Source organism: Dyella sp., from assembly GCF_051962475.1.
GTDB lineage: Bacteria > Pseudomonadota > Gammaproteobacteria > Xanthomonadales > Rhodanobacteraceae > Dyella_A.
In genome coordinates this window covers 74,910-93,187 of sequence record NZ_JBQCCF010000036.1, presented here as the reverse complement: position 1 = coordinate 93,187, position 18,278 = coordinate 74,910, and the positions used below count along the sequence as shown (strand labels likewise).

Genomic DNA, 18,278 nt, shown 5'->3' with positions numbered 1-18,278 from the left:
GAGGTTCACCGTGCCGACTCCTGCACGGCGTCGCCGTCCTGGAGTTCGTATACGCCCTGCACGATCACCGGGGCCTTCGTATCGAGTGACCCGAGCACGCCCACCGGATCGCCGTCGGGGCTGCGCAGGGTCACGTCGACGCGCTTGGCTTTGCCATGATCGAGCTGGAACAGGTAGTCGCCGTGATCGTCGTGTAGCACGGCGTCGCGCGGCACGGCCCAGGCGGTGACGTCGCGGGTCTCGATGGTGGCCTGCAGCGGCGTGCCGGCCACCAGCGTGGCGCCGGCCTGCGCCGGCAGGCTGACCCGCGCCGGCAGCAGGTGGCTCTGCGGATCGATCGACGCGCCGATCATCGTCAGCGTGCCGGCGAGTGTGGGGGCGTCGCCGTAGGCGCCGCGCAAGCGCACCGCCATGCCGGCGTGCAGCTTGCTGCCGTCCGGCGGCTGCACGCCCAGTTCGGCGACCAGCGCCTGATCGGGCGTGAAGGAAAGCAGCGCTGCGTTGGCGGTGAAGCGCTCGCCCTGGCCGACGTTGCGGCTGGTCACCACACCGTCGGCCGGTGCCGTCACCGTCTCCTCGGCCGCGCCGCCACCCAGCGCGCGTTGCGCGGCGAGCGTGGCCTCGGCATCAGCCAGCGCCTTGCGCGCCGCGGCCAGTTGCGACTGCGTCGCCAGTCGCTGGCGGGCCAACGCCTGGAAGCGGACGAGCTCGCTCTGCGCGAGTTGGCGTGCGCTCAGTGCCTGGCGATACGCGTTGCGGGCGGCCGGGTCCGGCGCGATCACCAGCAGCGGTTCGCCGCGCCGCACGCGTTGCCCGGCGCTCACCATCAGCGCCTGCACCTGACCGCCGTGGCCGAGGTCGATCATGCGGGCGCGCTGCGGATCGCTGACCGCGCTGCCCCAGGCCTGCACGGTGTCATGGAAGGCTTGCTGCTTGGGCACCATGGTGGTGACGGCGACCGCGCCGCGCGCGCCGGCCGCGCTGCCAGAGTCATGATCGTCGCCCTGGCCGCTGGAGCATCCGGCCAGCAGGGCGGCCAGCGGCAGCCACAGCAGCAGCGGGCGGAGGGAAGGCATGACGCGGATCGGCATCATGGCGTGGCGGCTCGTGCGGGTGGGGACGCGGGAGTGAGATCGGTGCTGCCCAGCAGCGCGCTCAGTGCGATCGCGGCGGTGGCGCGCCGCTGGCGCAGGTCCAGTCGGTCGAGGTCGGCGCCGAGCGCGTTGGCGCGGATCGTCAGGTAGGTCGGCCAGTCCAGCTCGCCGTGCTGCCAGGTGAGCTCGGCGGCACGGCGCGCCTGTGCCAGTTCGTGGGCGTGGCGGTCCTGCGCGGCGGCGGCGCGGGTCAGCGTGGCCAGGTCGTCGGTGAGACGGCGGATGTCGGTGCGCGTGGCGAGCACGCGCGCGGCGTAGTCGTCGCGCAGCTGCTGGCGGGTCGCCGTGGCGATGGCGATGTTGCCCCGGTTGCGGTCGAACAGCGGCAGCGTGATGCCCAGCGTGACGCCGTGGGTGTAGACCGCGCTGGTGTCGCGCGCGGTGTTGAAGCCGAGCGTGATCGCCGGGAACTGCGCGCGGATCGCGCCGCGCAGGTTTGCCTCCTGCGACGCGTAGCCGGCCTGCAGGGCGAGCAGGTCGGGCCGGTGCTGCGGCAGCGCATCCAGCGCGCGTTGTACTGCGGCGGGTGACGGGTCGTCGCGCCACGGCGGGCCGACCAGGTCGATCGGCGCATCCTGCGCCAGGCCCAGCAGGCCGTGCAGGTCGGCCTCGGCCTGATGCAGCGCCACGGTGTTGTCGTCCAGGCGGTGGCGTACGTCGGCGAGCGCGTTGAGGCCGGCGCTTGCGGCATCGTGGGTGAGGTTGCCGGCGCGCAGTGCGGTCTGCACCTGTGCAGCCAGCGGCGCCAGCGCGTCGCGCTCGCGTCGCAGCCGAACCTCCTTGGCCTGCAGCGTGGTCACCTGCTCGAACAGCACGCGCGCCTGCGTCACGGTCTGCCACTCGGCCCACAGCAGGTCCAGGTTCACCTGCTGCGTCTGGCTGCGGGCGGCGGCAACGCGCGACGAACGGTTGAGCAGGGCGGCCAGGTCGGCGCTGATGCCCGCGCTGTATGCGCTGGTGAGGCCGGGGGCGTTGCTGCGGGGAAAATCCGCGCCCAGGGCGAGCTGGGGGTCCGGCAGCAGACCGGCGGCGAACGCCTGCGCCCGCGCCAGGCCCAGCGCATCGCGCTTGGAGCGCAAGTCCGGGTTGTTCGCCACCGCCAGCGTGGCCAGCTCGGTCACGTCCAGCCCGTCGGCGGGATCGAAGCGATGTGCCGGCAGCCACGCGTGCGCCGGCAGCGGGGCGCTGAGCTGGCCGACGCTGCCCGCCCCGCGCCCGGCCGGCAGCGGCAGCGGACGATAGGCGGCGCAGCCGGCCAGCAGGGTGAGCGCCAGCGCAGACAGGCCGCGGCCAAGGCGCGCCGTGACGGCTGGGTGGCGACCGGATCGCGCGATGGGGCATCGATGCATGAAGCTCTCTCAAGCGGACGGATCGACAGACGCCGCGCCACCCGGGGCGGCGACGCAGCAGACTGCCATCATCGCGGCCGCTCCTTTGCTCCAGCTTAGGGACGATCGGAGCCTCCCCAGCTGTGGCACCGACCATCGCCGGCAGGGCTGACGTAAGGTTGCGCCAAGCCGATCCGGTCATCATGGGGTGGCGGCAAGCGGAAGGAGTCAGCGGCGTGCACATCATCCTGGTCGAAGACGATGCCCAGCTCGGTGGGGCGATCCAGCGTGCGCTGGAGCGCCTGAGCTACACCGTCACCTGGCTGCGCGACGGCCGCAGCGCCAGCGCGGCACTGGCCGATCGCACCGCCGACCTGGTGCTGCTGGACCTGGGCCTGCCCGGTCGCGACGGCCTGGACGTGCTCACCGCTGCGCGCCGCGCGCAGGTGGATACGCCGGTGATCGTGATGACCGCCCGCGACGGTCTCCAATCGCGCGTGAAGGGGCTCGACGCCGGCGCCGACGACTACCTGGTCAAGCCGTTCCACCTCGACGAGCTCGCCGCACGCATCCGTTCGCTGATGCGCCGCCATCACGGGCGCGCGGTGAACCGCATCGAGGCCGGTGCGCTGTCGCTGGATCTGGAGAGTGCCGAAGTGCGCTTTCGCGACGAGCCGGTGGAGCTCACCCGTCGCGAGTTCGCCCTGCTGCAGCAGCTGATGGAGCGCGCCGGGCAGATCGTGCGCCGCGAGCACCTGGAGAACTCGATCTACGGGCTGGACAACGTGGTGGGCCGCGGCGCGCTGGAAGTGCTGGTCCACTCGCTGCGCCGCAAGCTGGGCGCGGACACCGTGCGCACCGTGCGCGGCTTCGGCTACATGCTGCCGCGGGAGCCGCAGTGAGCGCGGCCAGCCTGCGCTGGCGGCTGGGCTGGCTGGTCATCGCCACGCTGGCCGTGGTGCTGGTGCCGCTGGGCATCATCAGCTTCCGCGCCACGCTGGTGGAGGTGACCGAGCTGTCCGATGCGCGGCTGGCCCAGTCGGCCCGCACGGTCGACCTGCTGGTGCGCGAGGCGGGCCTGGACGCCCTGCGCGCACGCGCGGATCGCGCGGCGCCGGCGCCACCGCGGCTGACCATCCCGGTGGCAGGGCACGAAGTGGAGACCGAGGTCGGCTTCCGCGTCACCGATGCCTCGGGCGCCGTGCGGCTGGAGTCGGCCAATTTCGCCAGCGTGCCGCGCACCACCGCGAGTCCCGACGGTTTCGGCCAGCTGGTAATCGACGCGATGCACTGGCGCACCTACACCCTGCGCGATCCGGCGTCGGGCATCACCATCCTGGCCGGCGAGCGCTACGACAGCCGCAACGACATCACCCGCGCGCTGTGGCTGGATCATGCCTTGCCGCTGCTGCTCGGGATGCCGTTAGTGGCGCTGCTGGTGGGCTGGGCGGTACGTCGCGGCCTGCGTCCGCTCGACCGCCTCGCCGACACGCTGCGCCGCCGCGCACCGGGCAGTCGCGAGCCGGTCGACCTGACGCCGCTGCCGCCGGAACTGCAGCCGATGATTGCCGCACTCAACGACCAGCTGGCCCGTCTGGAGGACGCGCTGGAGCGCGAGCGCCGCTTCAGCGCCGACGTGGCGCATGAGCTGCGCACGCCCATCGCCAGCAGCCTGATCAACGTGGAGACGGCGATCGGCAGCCACGATCGCGCCAGCACCGATCTGGCACTGGGGCAGACCCAGCAGGCGCTCACCGTGCTGGCACGGCGGGTGGAGCAGTTGCTGGCGCTGGCCCGGATCGAGGCCGGTGCGGCCGCGGCGCACGCGCGGGTGGATCTGCGCGACATCGCGATGGAGGTGATCGACGAGCTCGCGCTGCCGATCGCCGACTGGAGCGTGGAGCTGGCGCTGACGCTGCCGCCGCAGCCGCTGGTGGTCGAGGGCTTCGCCGCCGGCCTCGCCGCGTTGCTGCGCAACCTGGTGGAGAACGCGCTGCGGCACGTGCCGCAAGGCGGCGCGGTGGAACTGCGCGTGGAGGCGCAGGCGGACACCGCGATGATCGAAGTGATCGACAACGGCCCGGGCATCCCGCCCGAGCGTCGCGACGAGGTGTTCGCCCGCTTCCACCGCGAACCCGGCGGGCGCGGCGACGGCTACGGATTGGGCCTCTCCATCGTGCAGCGCGTGGCGCAGACGCACCGTGCGCGGATCGAGCTCGACGATGCGCCCGGCGGGCGAGGATTGTGCGTGCGCGTGTGCATCCCGCTCGCGCGGATGAACGCCAGCACCATGCCGTCGTCGACCTAATAGCGCGCTAAGCACACCGCGTGATCATGGTCTGGCGACATGCCGTCGCCTGCTTCAGGAGTTGCCATGAAATCCTTCGTTTGCTCATGCGCCGTCGCCCTGCTGGCGCTGTCCGGCGCCGCCTCGGCGGCCACCGCTGCCGAGGCCGCCAAGGCCCGTATCGACATACCGCATGCGCGCACCATCGCGTTGAACACCTACCCGGGCAAGATCGTCAAGGAAGAGCTGGAAAAGGAACGCGGCGGCAGCGGCCTGCGCTACACCTTCGACGTCAGCGGCAGCAAGGGCACCCGCGAGATCGGCGTGGACGCGGTGACCGGCAAGGTGCTGGAAAACTCCGATGAGAGTCAGGACAACGACTGAGTTCCCTCAAGCAGACGCGCGACGTCCGCGACGTCGTGCATGCGCCTGCCCGGCGGCAAGCATCACTTGAAGCGGTGCACGAACCCTACCTGGAAACCACCGGGCAGCCAGCCGAGGATCAGCGGCGAGTGGCGTCGTGCCGACCAGATGCCAATGCCGGTGCCCAGCGCGGCGCCGACCAACACGTCGCTCTGCCAGTGGCCGCGCACCTTCATGCGCGCGACCGCGTCGTAGGCAGGCAGCAGCACCAGCGCGTAGACCGCGGGGTGATCCTGGCCGTAGTTGGCGATGAACGGCGTGACCGCGGCGGAGATCGCCGCCACCTCACCGCTGGGAAAGCTCTGTGCGCTGGAGCTCTTGAACCACTGGTTGGGGCTGGCGGTCTGCGACGGCCGCTCGCGGCGGAAGGTGTACTTCATGCCTGTCGCAGCCACGCCGGTGATCACCATCGAATCGACCGAGCGCCAGAACGTGTCGCCCAGCTTGCTGTCGTCACCCAGCGCGAGCGCGCCCACACCCACGGTGAGGATGCTGCCGTACAGCAGCGCCTTCTGGTTGTTGCGGTTCCAGATGCCGCTGTTGTCGTAGTGCAGCCGGTGGTCGATGCCGAATGGTCCGCCCGCGGCATACGCGTTGCTGCCGACGAGGGTGGCAAGAGAAAGCAGGACGACGAATAGACGACGCATGATCAGGCTCCCCGTGCGACGGGCGGCGTGGGCCCGGTGCACCGGTGACGCTAGGCGCCGAGGCTTTCCTTCTGCTTACGTGCGAGGCAGCGTAAGCACATGCGGGTGGTGCCGGATTGACGCAGCTCAACTGCGCGCGGGGACGAACGCCGCCCGCTCGGCGTCGGTGAGCGGCAGCGGCAGGGCGCGGCCTTCGCGCTGCGAGGCGAAGCCGGTGTCGATCACCGCCATCACCGCCAGGGCCTCGATCGGTGTCACCGGCCAGGATGATTTGCCGGCGATGGCGTCGCGCAGGGCGGCGTAATATCGGCGCTGGTCGCCAGCAGCTACCGGCAGCGCGCGCTCATGGCCGTGCGCGTCGATCACGGTGAGCGTATCGGCGTCGTCGCCCCAGCCGGCAGCGCCAGGCGTGAGGCCGGCCAGCAGCTGGGCTTCCTGGCGATCGGCACCGGTCTTGATCAGGCTGCCGCGCGTGCCATGCACAACGAAGCGCCGCGCGCCGCCGGCGACCAGCATGCTGGCGTGCATGATCACCTGGCGCGCGCCGTAGTCCAGCCGCACATGCGCCCAGTCGTCGCTGAGCCCGCCCGCGCGCTGGGTCGCGAGCGCAGCATGCACACGCTCGGGCAGGCCGAACAGCTGCAGCGCCTGGTCGACCAGATGCGGGCCGAGGTCGTACCAGATACCGGCGCCGGGGCCGGCCGATTCGCGCCAGCGACTACGCACGGTGGGGCGATAGCGGTCGATATGCGATTCGAAATGCATCACCTCGCCGATCGTGCCCTCGTCGATCCCCTGCTTCACCGCGAGGTAGTCGCTGTCCCAGCGGCGGTTGTGGAACACCGAGAGCGTGCCGGGCGAGTCTCCCGCCAGCGCGATCAGGGTGCGTGCCTCGGTCAGGTCCAGCGCCATCGGCTTGTCGATCACCACGTGCCGGCCGGCGCGCAGGGCGTCGGCGGCCAACGGGGCGTGGGTGTCGTTGGGCGTGGCGATCACCACCACGTCGAGGCTGTCGTCGGCGATCAGTGCGGCAGGCGTGTCGTGCACGCGAATGGTCGGCAGGTCCGCGTGCACCTTGGCGGCATCGCGCGAGGCGACGGCCGCGAGTTCGAGGCCGGGCGTCGAACGGATCAACGGTACGTGGAAGGTCTTGCCGGCGTAGCCGTAGCCGATCAGGCCGAGGCGAAGCTTGGGAAATGCGGAAGGCATGACAGTGTCCTGCGGAAGCGTTCGTTCGCGACCAGCCTATACCGACCATGCATGCCGGCGGCGTGTCGAAAAAAGAAGGCCCGCCATCGGGCGGGCCTTGTCACATCAGGCGGAACGACTTACTGGACGGTAAGCTTGTCGTTGCCTCGATCCGCATCCGGCAGATCGTGCTTGGCATCGAGCACCGCAGACCGCACCGGCTGGTCGCCGTCCACGTGCACCACGTAGCTCGTGTGCTGCATCCAGGTCTCCACCGGCACGCGCACGTCGCGCTGGCTGCCGTCGGCGTAGGTCACCTGCAGCGTGTTCGGCAGCACGAGCTTGTCGTGGTTGGACACGGTGATGTCCGCGCCGTTCTTCCAGCCGCCATTCGCCGGGGCGACCTTGTCCACGCTCATGTCGAAGGGCCAGTTGTGTACGAACCAGCCGCGCCAGAACCAGTCGAGGTCTTCGCCGGCTTCGCTGGCCATGAAGCGGAAGAAATCCGACGGGCTCGGGTGCTTGTACGCCCAGGTGGCGACGTAGCGGCGGAACGCAGGGTCGAAGCGCTCCGGGCCGATGATCTGCTCACGCAGCAGCACCAGACCGAAGGCGGTCTTGAAGTAGGTGATCGGGTGGCGGTACTTCTCCTTCACCGCGTCGGCGTAGGTCATCGGCGGCGGCGCGGCGGGATCGGCCAGGATCGCGGCGATCTGCTCGGCCGGCGTGCCCTTGCCCGGCGCGTATTCGCTGTCGCGCTTGGGGGCGAACTTGCCGCCGTCGAACGCCTCGGCCTCGTACACGTCGACGAAGGTGTTGAAGCCCTCGTCCATCCATGCGTCGCGGCGCTCGTTGGAGCCCACGATCATCGGGAACCAGGTGTGGCCGATCTCGTGGGCGATCAGCATGCGCAGGCCGGGACCGGCCGCCTTCTTGTGGTCGAAGGTGATGCCCGGGTACTCCATGCCACCGGCGGTGCCCGCTTCGTTGATCGCCACCGGATAGGGGTAGGGGAAATAGGTCTTGGAGAAGAACTCCACCGACTTCTTGAGGTTCTGCGTGGCCACGCCCCAGGCCTTGTCGCCGGCGCTCTCCACCGGGTAGGCGGACATCGCCAGCGCGGTCTTGCCACCGGGCAGGTTCATCCGCGCGGCGTCCCAGATGAACGCCTTGGACGCGCCGAAGGCGACGTCGCGGGTGTTCTTCATGGCGAAGTGCCAGGTCAGCGTGCCGCCCTGCTTGGGGCGCGAGGCGGGGTCGGTGACTTCCGCGGCGGAGCGGATCATCACGGTGGCGTCGCTGTGGCGGGCTTCGTCCAGTCGCTTGAGCTGAGTTTTGGTCAGCACTTCCTGCGGATTGAGCAGCTCGCCCGAGCCGACCACGATCATGTCCGACGGCACGGTGACGCGGTAATCGAAGTCGCCGTACTCGAGATAGAACTCGCTGTTGAGGAAGGGCTGCGTGTCCCAGCCGCGTAGGTCGTCGTAGACGCACACGCGCGGGTACCACTGCGCCATCTCGAAAATATCGCCCTGCTTGTTGGCGTTCCAGTCGGTGCGGCCGCCGAATTCGCCCGGCACGGTGTAATCCCAGGTGATGTGCAGCTTGAGCTTGCCGTCGTGTGCCTTCAGCGGGGCGGGCAGGGTGACCTGCATGCGGGTATCGCTGATCACCCAGGCGGCTTTCTGGCGATGGCCGGAGGCGTCTTCCACTTCCACCGAGCGGATGTGTTCGCCGTCGGTGAACTCGGTGGGGAATTTCTCGTCGCCGAACGCGCCGCGCGCGTCCTTGCGGTAGCGGTTCTGCTCCACCTGCAGCCAGATCACGTCGAGCGCGTCGGGGCTGTGGTTGGTGTAGGTGATGGTTTCCGTGCCCGAGAGCCGGCGCGTGGCCGGGTCGAGCGTGGCCTGGATCGCGTAGTCGGCGCGGTTCTGCCAGAACATCGGGCCGGGCTTGCCGCTGGCGTCGCGCATGGCATTGGCCGGATGCGGCCAGGCGAAGGGCGCGAAGGTTTCCAGTGGATCGAAGTGCGAGGTGGGCACGGCCTCGGCGGCAAGCGCGCCGGCGGCGGCAAGGGACAAGAAGGCGGCAGCGAGCGGGCGGAGCAGCGATACGGTCATGCGGGCCTCGTGATGGTCAGGGCATGCCTCCCGCGCGGATCACGGCGAGCACGTCGTGGCAGGCGCCCATGGTGTGGTAATCGGTCTTGCCGGCGGGGCTTTTCTCGTCGCTCATCGCGCGGTTGTCGCGGGTGAGGATGCGGTACCAGGCGCCGTGGCGGTGATCGATGAAAGTGTGCCACGCGTAGGCCCACAACCGGGCATACCATTGGTCATAGGTCACCTCGCCGGTGCGCGCGTACAGCCGCGCCGCCGCGGCGATGGATTCGGCCTGCACCCAGAAGTATTTGTCGTCGTCGCAGACTTGGCCGTCCGGAGCGAAGCCGTAGGCGATGCCGCCGTACTCCGGGTCCCAGGCACGCGCCAGCGCCGTATGGAACAGGTGTCGTGCGGTGGGCACCAACCAATCGGCCGCACGGCCTTGCGCCGCAAGCAGGGGTTCGAGCGTGAGCAGCAGCTTGGCCCACTCGGTGAGATGGCCGGGCTGAAAACCCCAGGGGCGGAACAGGTGCTTGGGGTCGTCGCGGTGATAGTCCCAATCCACGTTCCATTGCGCGTCGTAGTGCTCCCACACCAGGCCGCCGGCGAGCGCGGCCTGGCGGCGCGTGATGTGGTCGGCGAGGGTGAGCGCGCGATCGAGATAACGCGCCTCGCCGGTGGCCTGGTGCGCGGCGATCATCGCCTCGCACATGTGCATGTTGGCGTTCTGGCCGCGATACGGGCTGAAGTGCCACTGTGCATCGGCTTCGTCGCGATAGAGCCCTGCATCGGCATCCCAGAAGCGCAGTTCCAGCAGTTGCCAGGTTTCGTCCATCCAGGCACGCGCCTCGTCGATGCCGGCCTTCACCGCGGTGGCATAGGCCAGCAGCACGAAGGCCATGCCGTAGGCGTGCCGGGTGGTGTCCTCGGGCTGGCCGTCGCGCACCGTCCAGGCGTAGCTGCCGTCGCGGGCATCGCGGTGCACCTCGCGCAGGTAGCGCAGGCCGTGGCGTGCCTCGGCGAGGTAATCCTCGCGCTCGAGCTCGATCGCCGCCATCGCGTAGTTGAAGACGAAGCGTGTGCTGCTCACCAGGTGGCGGTGGCTGCGCTCGTACACCGCGCCGTCGTCACGGAAGTAGTGGAAGAACCCGCCGGCCGGATCGTGCGCATGGACGTCGTAGAAGGCCATGGTCTGCGCGATGTGCTCGCGCAGGAAAGCCTCGCTGCGTACGTCAGGAAGCACGGGGACGGAGCTGGCGTGGGTCATGCGTGAACGATCCAGGTGGGACGAGTCAGGTGGGGACGAGGGCATGGCGACGCCGGGTGGCCGCCATGCCGGATGGAAGCTCAGGCGGCGCTGCGCACCTTGGAGCCACTGAGCCCGTAGAACGCGATGTACAGGTAGCACACCAGCGGCAGCACGAAGGCGTGTTGCAGACCGAAACGGTCGGCCAGCATGCCCTGCAACTGCGGGATCAGCGCACCGCCAACGATCGCCATGATCAGCAGGCTCGACGCCTTGCTGGTCATCGGCCCCAGTCGCTCGATGCCGAGCGCGAAGATGGTCGGGAACATGATCGAGTTGAACAGGCCCACCGCGATCACGCTGTACATCGCCACGCTGCCGGTGCTGAGCATGGTGGTGGCGACCAGCACGGTGTTGATCGCGGCGAACAGTGCCAGCAGCTTGCGCGGCGAAAACCACGCCATGATCCACGAGCCGGCGAAACGGCCGACCATTGCGCCGCCCCAGTACAGCGACACGTACTTGGCCGCGTCCGCCTCGCTCAGGTGGCCGATCTCCGGCATCGCCAGGTAATTGACCATGTAGCTGCCCAGCGACACCTCCGCACCCACGTAGCAGAAGATGCCGATGACCCCGAACAGAACGTGGCGATGGCGCAGCACTTCGAGGAAACCGTGACGATCGTGATCGCCCTTGTCGGTGGACTCGGCCAGCGCCGGCAGGCGGAATGCCCACACGAACACCGCCAGCAGAAATAGCACTACCGCCAGTCCGATGTACGGATACTGCACAGCCTGCGCCTGCTGGGTCTGGTAGGCGATCTGGTCAGCCGGCGCCAGCGCGGCCAGCTCGGTGGGCGACTTCACCGCGTTGGCGAGAATCAGCACGCTGCCGAAGTACGGCGCGATGGTGGTGCCGAACGAATTCAGCGCCTGCGCCAGGGTGAGCCGGCTGGAGCTGGTCGCCTCCGGCCCGAGCAGGGCGACGTAAGGGTTGGCCGCCACCTGCAGCACGGTGATGCCGGTGGCCAGCACGAACAGCGCGCCGAGGAAAGCCGGATACAGATGCAGCGCCGCGGCCGGCCAGAAGCCCAGCGCGCCCACGCCGGCGATCGCCAGGCCCGTCACGATGCCTTTCTTGTAGCCCAGCGCGGCGATCAGGCGGCCGGCCGGCATCGCCATCACGAAATACGCGCCGAAGAAGGTGAACTGCACCAGGATCGCCTGGGTGTAGTTGAGCTGGAACGTCGACTTCAGATGCGGCACCAGAATGTCGTTCAAGCAGGTGAGGAAGCCCCACATGAAGAAGATCGTGGTGAGCACGCCCAGCGCGAGCGGATAGGTGGTGTAACGGGCGTTGCCGGGCGCGGTCGATGCGGCGGCGGGCGGGGCGGCAAAGGCCATGGCAGGGTTTCCCGATGGGCGAAGGTGCAAGGGTGCCACAGGCTCCCGGGCGCTCCAGCGGGAGTCGGGGTCAAAGCCAGTAGCCGGGCGAATGTAACCGTTTTCACCCGATTGCCCATCGCGCGCTGCAACATCGTCGGGCAGTGCTACCTTTGCCGCTTCTTTTGGCAGCGAGAGACAGCATGCGCACGCTCCGGAAAGCCGGTTTCCTGATCTCCCTTCTGGCCCTGGCCGGCGGCGTCGCCACGGCGGCCGATCATGCCGTCGACGTCGATCCGCGCATCGGTACCGGCGGCGATGGCCATACTTTTCCGGGCGCCACGGTACCGTTCGGCATGATCCAGCTTTCGCCCGACACGGCGATGCCGGACTTCAAGCACGGCTACAAGTGGGCGGCCGGCTACCAGTACGGCGACAGCAGCATTCTCGGCTTCTCGCACACGCACTTTTCCGGCTCTGGCCACTCCGATCTCGGTGACGTGCTGGTGATGCCACTGGCCGGTGCGGTGAAGCTCGATCCGGGTGACGCGGCCGTGCCGGGCAGCGGCTACCGCTCGCGCTTCAGCCACGCCAGCGAAGTGGTGCAGGCGGGCTACTACGCGGTGACCCTGGCCGATTCGGGCGTGCGCGCCGAACTCACCGCCGGCCGCCGCGTGGGCTGGCACCGCTACACCTTCCCGGCCGGCCAGCCGGCGCACCTGCTGCTGGATCTGCGCCCGAGCATCTACGACTACCCGGGCAAGGTGCTGTGGTCGAACCTGCGCGTGCGCGCCGACGGCAGCGTCACCGGCTGCCGCCTCACCAACGGCTGGGCGCCGGGGCGCACGCTGTGCTTCGCGATGCGCTTCTCGCAGCCGATGACTTCGCGCACGCTCTACGACCGCGACACCGATGCGCCGTACAAGGGCTTCAAGGGCCCCGGCCACCAGCGCGAAGACCACGACGCGCAGGACGGCCGCGCGCTGGAGGGCGTGTTCGACTTCGGCACGCTGAGCCAGCCGCTGGTGGTGAAGGTGGCGATTTCCACGGTGAGCGAGGCCGGCGCGCTGGCCAATCTCGACGCCGAAGGCGCCGGCTGGGATTTCAACGCCCGCCGCCAGCAGGCGCACCAGGCCTGGAGCCAGGCGCTGGCGGATGTGGACGTGGATGCGCCCGACACCGCGCGCAAGCAGTTCTATACCGCGCTGTATCACGCGCTGCTGTCGCCCACGCTGAGCATGGACGTGGACGGCCAGTACCGCGGCCCGGATCACCAGGTGCACACGGCGAAGGGCTTCGATTTCTATTCCACCTGGTCGCTTTGGGATGTGTATCGCGCGCAGCAGCCGCTGATGGTGCTGCTGCACCCGGACAAGAGCACCGACTTCATCCGTTCGCTGCTCGCCGCGCGTGCGGCCAGCCCGTTCGGCATCCTGCCGGTGTGGGCGTTCGGCGGCCTGGAGACCTGGTGCATGATCGGCTACCACGCGGTGCCGGTGATCGCCGACGCCTACCTCAAGGGCGTGCGCGGCTTCGACGCCAACGAGGCGCTGCAGGCGATGGTCGCCAGCGCCAGCTACGGTCCGTACGGCGACCTGGCCGACTACATGAAGCTCGGCTACGTGCCGATCGATCGTGAGCCCGAGGGCGCCTCCAAGACGCTCGAATACGCCTACGACGACTGGACCATCGCGCAGATGGCCAAGGCCATGGGCAAGCGCGACATCGCCGCCACCTTCGGCAAGCGCGCGGGCAACTGGCGCAACGCGTGGGACGCCAAGACCGGTTTCATGCGCGCGCGGCTGGCGAACGGGTCGTTCCGCGAGCCGTTCGATCCGGCGGTGGCCGGCTACGGCAGCGACTACACCGAAGGCAATGCCTTCCAGTACTCCTGGTACGTGCCGCAGGACGTGCCCGGGCTGATCGAGGCGATGGGCGGCAAGGCGCGTTTCGTCGACAAGCTCGACGGCGTGTTCGACGCCAAGGTCGATCCGGCCCATTTCAAGCACGTGGAGGACATCACCGGCCTGATCGGCTGGTACGCCCACGGCAACGAACCGAGCCACCACCTGGCTTATCTGTATGACTACGCCGGTGCGCCGTGGAAGACCCAGCAGCGCCTGAAGCAGATCATGGACAGCCAGTACGCGGCGCGGCCGGACGGGCTGGCCGGCAACGACGATCTGGGTCAGATGTCGGCCTGGTACGTGTTCACGGCGCTGGGCTTCTACCCGGTGACGCCGGCCAGCGACGAGTACGCGATCGGCCGTCCGTTCGTCGCCAAGGCCGTGCTGCACTTGGCCAATGACAAAATCTTCACGATCACCGCGGCACCTTTCGACGCCCTGCACCCCTATGTCGGCGAGATCACCCTGAACGGCCAGCCCCTCAAGCAGCCTTTTCTGCACCACCGCGATCTGGTCGCCGGGGGCGAGTTGCACTTCCGCATGATCGCGGCACCCGCGGGCGCCGCGATGCAGGCATCACAGGGACGATGATCGTGGTCGGCGTCACGAGGGCGGGCGGCTGCGGCCAGCCCAGCGCGAGCGGCTGGGCGGCAGGCGCCGGTGCCGGGCATGCCAGAATGGGCCGATACGTCTGTTCTGGAATCGCCCCGCAATGCCTATGAGGAATCTGAGCTTCCTGCGCTGGCGCGTGATCGGCCTGCTGCTGTCGGTGGTGGTGATCGTCGCGCTGCCATACGTGATCACCCGCAACACGTCCACCGAGGCCCTGCACGCCTCGCAGTGGGTGACCCACTCCTCAGAGGTGAAATCGATCACCTACCGCATCGCCTTCCTCAGCCGCGATGCCGAGGCAGCGACCTACCGCCTGGTGATGATGGGCGACAACAAGGAGGCCCAGCAGCGGCTGGACGACGCGACCAAGCAGATTTCCAAGTTGATCTGGCAACTGCGCGACTTCACCCGCGACAACGCCGACCAGCAGGCGCTGGTCGGTTCGCTGGAGACCACGGTGAACGGCCGCGCCACGCTGATGTGGCAGGCGCTGTGGCGGATGCGCCACGGCGATCGCGAGGGCGCGGAGAAGGCGCTCGCCGACGCCGGCAACCTGTTCGCGGTCGGCGACGTGCTGGAAAAGATCGTGGCCACGGAAGACCAACTGCTGAGCAAGCGGCGCCAGGACGCGGCGGCGCAGTCGTTCAACTACAAGCTGGTGCTGGGCATCGGCGCGCTGGCCCAGGTGCTGCTGCTGGGCATCATCGTGGTGGTGTCCGAGCGCCAGATCGGGCAGCGGCTGCGCGCCGAGGAGCGCGAGAACCAGGCGGTGCGCCGCTCGCGTCAGATCGTGCAGGCGGTACGCGAGCCGATTGCGCTGCTGGACGGCAAACTCAATACCCTGCTGGTCAACGCAGCCTTCGCCGAGCTGTACGCGCTCGATGCGGACGAGCAGCGCTCGCTGGCGCTGGCTGAGCTCGGTGGCGGCGCCTGGAACGATGGCCCGCTGCTGCAGCGGCTGTCCGACGTGATGCTGCGCGACCGCGAGCTGTGGGACTACGAACTCAACCAGCGCACCGCCGACGGCACCGACCGCCGCGTGGTGATCAATGCCCGGCGCCTGGAGCAGGACGGCGATGCACCAGCGCTGCTGATGACGGTGAGCGACATCACCGTGCGCGCGCTGGTGGAGAAGCAGGTCAAGGAGCTCAACCGCCAGCTCGAGGGCAAGGTGGAGCAGATTTCGGACGTCAACCGCGAGCTGGAGGCCTTCAGCTACTCGGTCTCGCACGACCTGCGCGCGCCGCTGCGCCACATCGCCGGCTTCGCCGGCAAGCTGGAGCGGCATCTGGGCGAGCAGTTGGACGAGAAGGGTCATCACTATCTGGAAGTGATCTCCAGCGCCGCCCAGCGCATGGCCCAGCTGATCGACGACCTGCTGGTGTTCTCGCGCCTCGGTCGCGGCGCCATGCGCATGCAGCCGGTGGACATGCAGTCGCTGGTGGACGAGGCACGTGCACTGACCGACTCCGATACCGTCGGTCGGCGCATCGAGTGGAAGGTCGCGCCGCTGCCGGTGGTGGTCGGTGACGAGAACATGCTGCGCACGGTGTGGCAGAACCTGATCGGCAACGCGGTGAAGTACACCGGGCAGCGCGAGCTGGCCAAGATCACCGTCGAGACATCCCGGACCGCCAACGGGGATTACGAATTCACCGTCGCCGATAACGGCGCCGGATTCGACATGGAATACGCCGGCAAGCTGTTCGGTGTGTTCCAACGGCTTCACCGCGCCTCGGAATTCCCGGGCAACGGCATCGGCCTGGCCAACGTTCGGCGTATCGTGGCTCGCCACGGTGGCCGTGTGTGGGCTGAAGGCGAGCCGGGGCAAGGGGCGCGCTTCCACTTCTCTCTGCCCGCCTTCGAAGCCGGCGACATTCTTAGACAGGACCGTTCATGAACGACCGTATGATCCGCACCATCCTCCTGGTGGAAGACAGCCAGGCCGACGCCGAGATGGCGATGGACGCCCTGCGCGAAGCCAATCTGGTGAACCCGGTGGTGCACCTGGAGGATGGCGTGGACTGCCTCGATTACCTCTATGCCCGCGGCGCCTGGGCGGACCGCGAGCGGCTCGACCCGGCGGTGGTGCTGCTGGATATCAAGATGCCGCGCATGAACGGCCTGGACGTGCTCACGCAGATGCGCTCGGACGAGCGCATGCGCCGCATCCCAGTGGTGATCCTGTCGTCCTCACGTGAGGAGAGCGACCTGGCGCGCAGCTGGGACCTGGGTGTGAACGCGTACGTGATCAAGCCGGTGGACGTGGATCAGTTCTTCGAGGCGGTGCGCACCCTGGGCCAGTTCTGGGCAGTGCTCAACCAGGCTCCCGAGGTGGAGTGAGCCGATGCGCGACAAGGAACCCGCCGCGCGCTACCGTGCGGCAGTCACGGACGGTAGCTCGGGGATGCCGCCATGCCCAACAGCCTGAATCGCACGATGCCCACCATCCGCGTCCTGCAGGTCGAGGACAGCGAGCTCGATGCCGAGCTGGTGCTGGGTGAGCTGGATGCCGACGGTATTGCCTACGACGTCCGGCTGGTGGACGAGGAAGAGCCGTATCTCAAGGCGCTGGAAGAGTTCCGGCCCGATATCGTGCTGTCCGACCTGAGCCTGCCGGGGTTCTCCGGCCAGCGTGCGCTGGAGCTGCTGCGGGCACGCGATACCGATACTCCGTTCATCTTCGTCTCCGCCACGCTGGGTGAGGAAGCCGCGATCGAGGCGCTGCGTAACGGCGCCACCGACTACATCCTCAAGCAGAATCCGGCCCGCCTGGCCAGCGCTGTGCGCCGCGCGCTGAGCGAGGCCGAGTCGCAGCGGGCCGCTCGCCGCGCCGAGTCGGAACTGATCCGGGCGCAGCGCTTCGAGGCGCTGGCGATGCTGGCCGGCGGCCTCAGCCACGACCTGCGCAACCTGCTGCAGCCCCTGCTGCTGGCCGGCGACAGCCTGCAGGATTACCAGGACGATCCGCGCCTGGCCCGTCTCGGCGCGCTGGTGCGCGACTGCGGCAAGCGCGGCCTGGAGATGGTGCAGTCGATGCTGTCCTTCGCCCGCGGCGCCCGCCGTGCCGAACAGGTGCGACTGGGGGGGCTGATGGAAGCGCTGGACCTGCTGCTGCAGGGCTCGATGCCGCGCTCGATCGCGATGGAGGTGGCGCTGGAAGATCCGGACGTCGCCTTCGAGGGCAACCACACCGAGTTGCAGCAGTGCCTGCTCAACCTGTGCCTGAACGCGATCCAGGCCATGCCCGACGGTGGCCACCTGCGCATCAGCTCCTCGCGCTGCCGCCTGCCGGCCGATTTCTTCCTGGCTGGCGAGGAGATGCAGGAGGGCGAGTATCTGTGCCTCACCGTGGCCGACACCGGCGACGGCATGGACGATGCGACGCTCGAGCGATTGTTCGAGCCGTTCTTCACCACCAAGAAGACCGGCACCGGACTGGGCCTGTTGTCTTGCAAGCGCATCGTCGCCAGCCACGGTGGCGTGATGCGCGTGGAAAGCAGCCGCGGCGAGGGCACACGGTTCTTCCTCTATATCCCGCTGACCGAACTGCGCGAGGACGCGGCAAGCGCCGAAGGCGGCAACGACAACCTCGAGGGCAACGCCGAGCAGGTGCTGGTGGTGGTGGAAGAGGCCGCCCAGCTGTCCCTGCTGTCGGACATGCTCGATGCCTACGGCTACCAAGCACACGGCAGCCAGAGCGGTACGGCTGCGCTGCAGTGGATCGAGGCGCAGGGCGTGCCCGACGTGGTGGTGATGGACGCGGAGATGAACCTGTTCACCGGTGTGCGCACCTTGGCCGCGCTGGTCGACCATGGCTACGACGGGCCGGTGCTGCTGCTGGCCCGTCCGGACGCGCCACCGCGGCTGGACGAGCTGCCGCCGCTCGAGCGGCTGCACGTGGTGGACAAGCCGATCACTACCAAGTCGTTGCTGCGCGTGCTGCGAAAGGCGCTCGGAAATGGCAAGGCCGCCTGATCGGCGGCCTTGCACAGTGGGCGTTCT

14 protein-coding genes are annotated in these 18,278 nt (G+C 68.8%); 7 read left to right on the top strand and 7 right to left on the bottom strand.

The features are described 5' to 3' along the window. Positions 1-5: 5 nt before the first annotated feature. Positions 6-1,076, bottom strand: coding sequence for an efflux RND transporter periplasmic adaptor subunit (locus tag ACTHJF_RS08680; RefSeq protein WP_440266754.1), 1,071 nt, complete (start codon positions 1,074-1,076; stop codon positions 6-8). Between the two features lie 14 nt (positions 1,077-1,090). Continuing rightward, positions 1,091-2,503: a TolC family protein gene (locus ACTHJF_RS08675; protein ID WP_440266753.1), complete on the bottom strand. Its 1,413-nt coding sequence runs from the start codon at positions 2,501-2,503 to the stop codon at positions 1,091-1,093. A gap of 215 nt (positions 2,504-2,718) precedes the next feature. On the opposite strand from ACTHJF_RS08675, the gene ACTHJF_RS08670 reads away from it, so the two are divergent. The 3 genes from ACTHJF_RS08670 (at position 2,719) to ACTHJF_RS08660 (ending at position 5,153) form a co-directional block, all read left to right on the top strand. Further along, complete coding sequence (locus ACTHJF_RS08670) at positions 2,719-3,384, top strand: response regulator (protein ID WP_431634271.1); 666 nt, start codon at positions 2,719-2,721, stop codon at positions 3,382-3,384. Continuing rightward, on the top strand, positions 3,381-4,790 hold the full coding sequence (locus ACTHJF_RS08665; protein WP_440266752.1) for an ATP-binding protein: 1,410 nt from the start codon (positions 3,381-3,383) through the stop codon (positions 4,788-4,790). Before ACTHJF_RS08670 ends, ACTHJF_RS08665 begins: the two co-directional genes overlap by 4 nt. Positions 4,791-4,856: 66 nt before the next feature. Next, positions 4,857-5,153: a PepSY domain-containing protein gene (locus tag ACTHJF_RS08660; RefSeq protein ID WP_440266751.1), complete on the top strand. Its 297-nt coding sequence runs from the start codon at positions 4,857-4,859 to the stop codon at positions 5,151-5,153. Positions 5,154-5,215: 62 nt separating this feature from the next. Here ACTHJF_RS08660 and ACTHJF_RS08655 read toward each other — a convergent pair whose 3' ends face one another. From ACTHJF_RS08655 to fucP, 5 genes are all read right to left on the bottom strand, one after another. After that, positions 5,216-5,839, bottom strand: a complete 624-nt coding sequence (locus ACTHJF_RS08655) for a phosphatase PAP2 family protein (RefSeq protein WP_440266750.1) — start codon at positions 5,837-5,839, stop codon at positions 5,216-5,218. A 126-nt stretch (positions 5,840-5,965) separates the two neighbouring features. Then, positions 5,966-7,048 (bottom strand): oxidoreductase, encoded by a 1,083-nt coding sequence (locus ACTHJF_RS08650; RefSeq protein ID WP_440266749.1) that lies wholly within the window; start codon positions 7,046-7,048, stop codon positions 5,966-5,968. Between the two features lie 119 nt (positions 7,049-7,167). Continuing rightward, positions 7,168-9,147 carry a M1 family metallopeptidase gene (locus tag ACTHJF_RS08645; protein ID WP_440266748.1) on the bottom strand — a complete coding sequence of 660 codons (1,980 nt, stop codon included), beginning with the start codon at positions 9,145-9,147 and terminating at the stop codon, positions 7,168-7,170. Between the two features lie 16 nt (positions 9,148-9,163). Next, the gene (locus ACTHJF_RS08640) at positions 9,164-10,393 is read right to left on the bottom strand and encodes an AGE family epimerase/isomerase (RefSeq protein WP_440266747.1); all 1,230 of its coding nucleotides are present in this window, start codon (positions 10,391-10,393) and stop codon (positions 9,164-9,166) included. A gap of 80 nt (positions 10,394-10,473) precedes the next feature. Further along, entirely contained in the window at positions 10,474-11,775 is a 1,302-nt protein-coding gene (gene fucP, locus ACTHJF_RS08635; protein ID WP_440266746.1) for an L-fucose:H+ symporter permease, read from the bottom strand. Positions 11,776-11,957: 182 nt separating this feature from the next. On the opposite strand from fucP, the gene ACTHJF_RS08630 reads away from it, so the two are divergent. The 4 genes from ACTHJF_RS08630 to ACTHJF_RS08615 all read left to right on the top strand — a co-directional run bounded on the left by ACTHJF_RS08630 (position 11,958) and on the right by ACTHJF_RS08615 (position 18,251). Then, positions 11,958-14,252 (top strand): GH92 family glycosyl hydrolase, encoded by a 2,295-nt coding sequence (locus tag ACTHJF_RS08630; RefSeq protein WP_440266745.1) that lies wholly within the window; start codon positions 11,958-11,960, stop codon positions 14,250-14,252. 127 nt (positions 14,253-14,379) lie between these two features. Beyond that, a complete protein-coding gene (locus tag ACTHJF_RS08625; protein ID WP_440266771.1) occupies positions 14,380-16,173 on the top strand; it encodes a sensor histidine kinase in 1,794 nt (597 codons plus the stop codon). Beyond that, positions 16,170-16,616 (top strand): response regulator, encoded by a 447-nt coding sequence (locus tag ACTHJF_RS08620; RefSeq protein ID WP_440258352.1) that lies wholly within the window; start codon positions 16,170-16,172, stop codon positions 16,614-16,616. The genes ACTHJF_RS08625 and ACTHJF_RS08620 overlap by 4 nt, the downstream gene beginning before the upstream one ends. A gap of 72 nt (positions 16,617-16,688) precedes the next feature. Beyond that, positions 16,689-18,251, top strand: a complete 1,563-nt coding sequence (locus ACTHJF_RS08615; RefSeq protein WP_440266744.1) for a response regulator — start codon at positions 16,689-16,691, stop codon at positions 18,249-18,251. Positions 18,252-18,278: the final 27 nt, after the last annotated feature.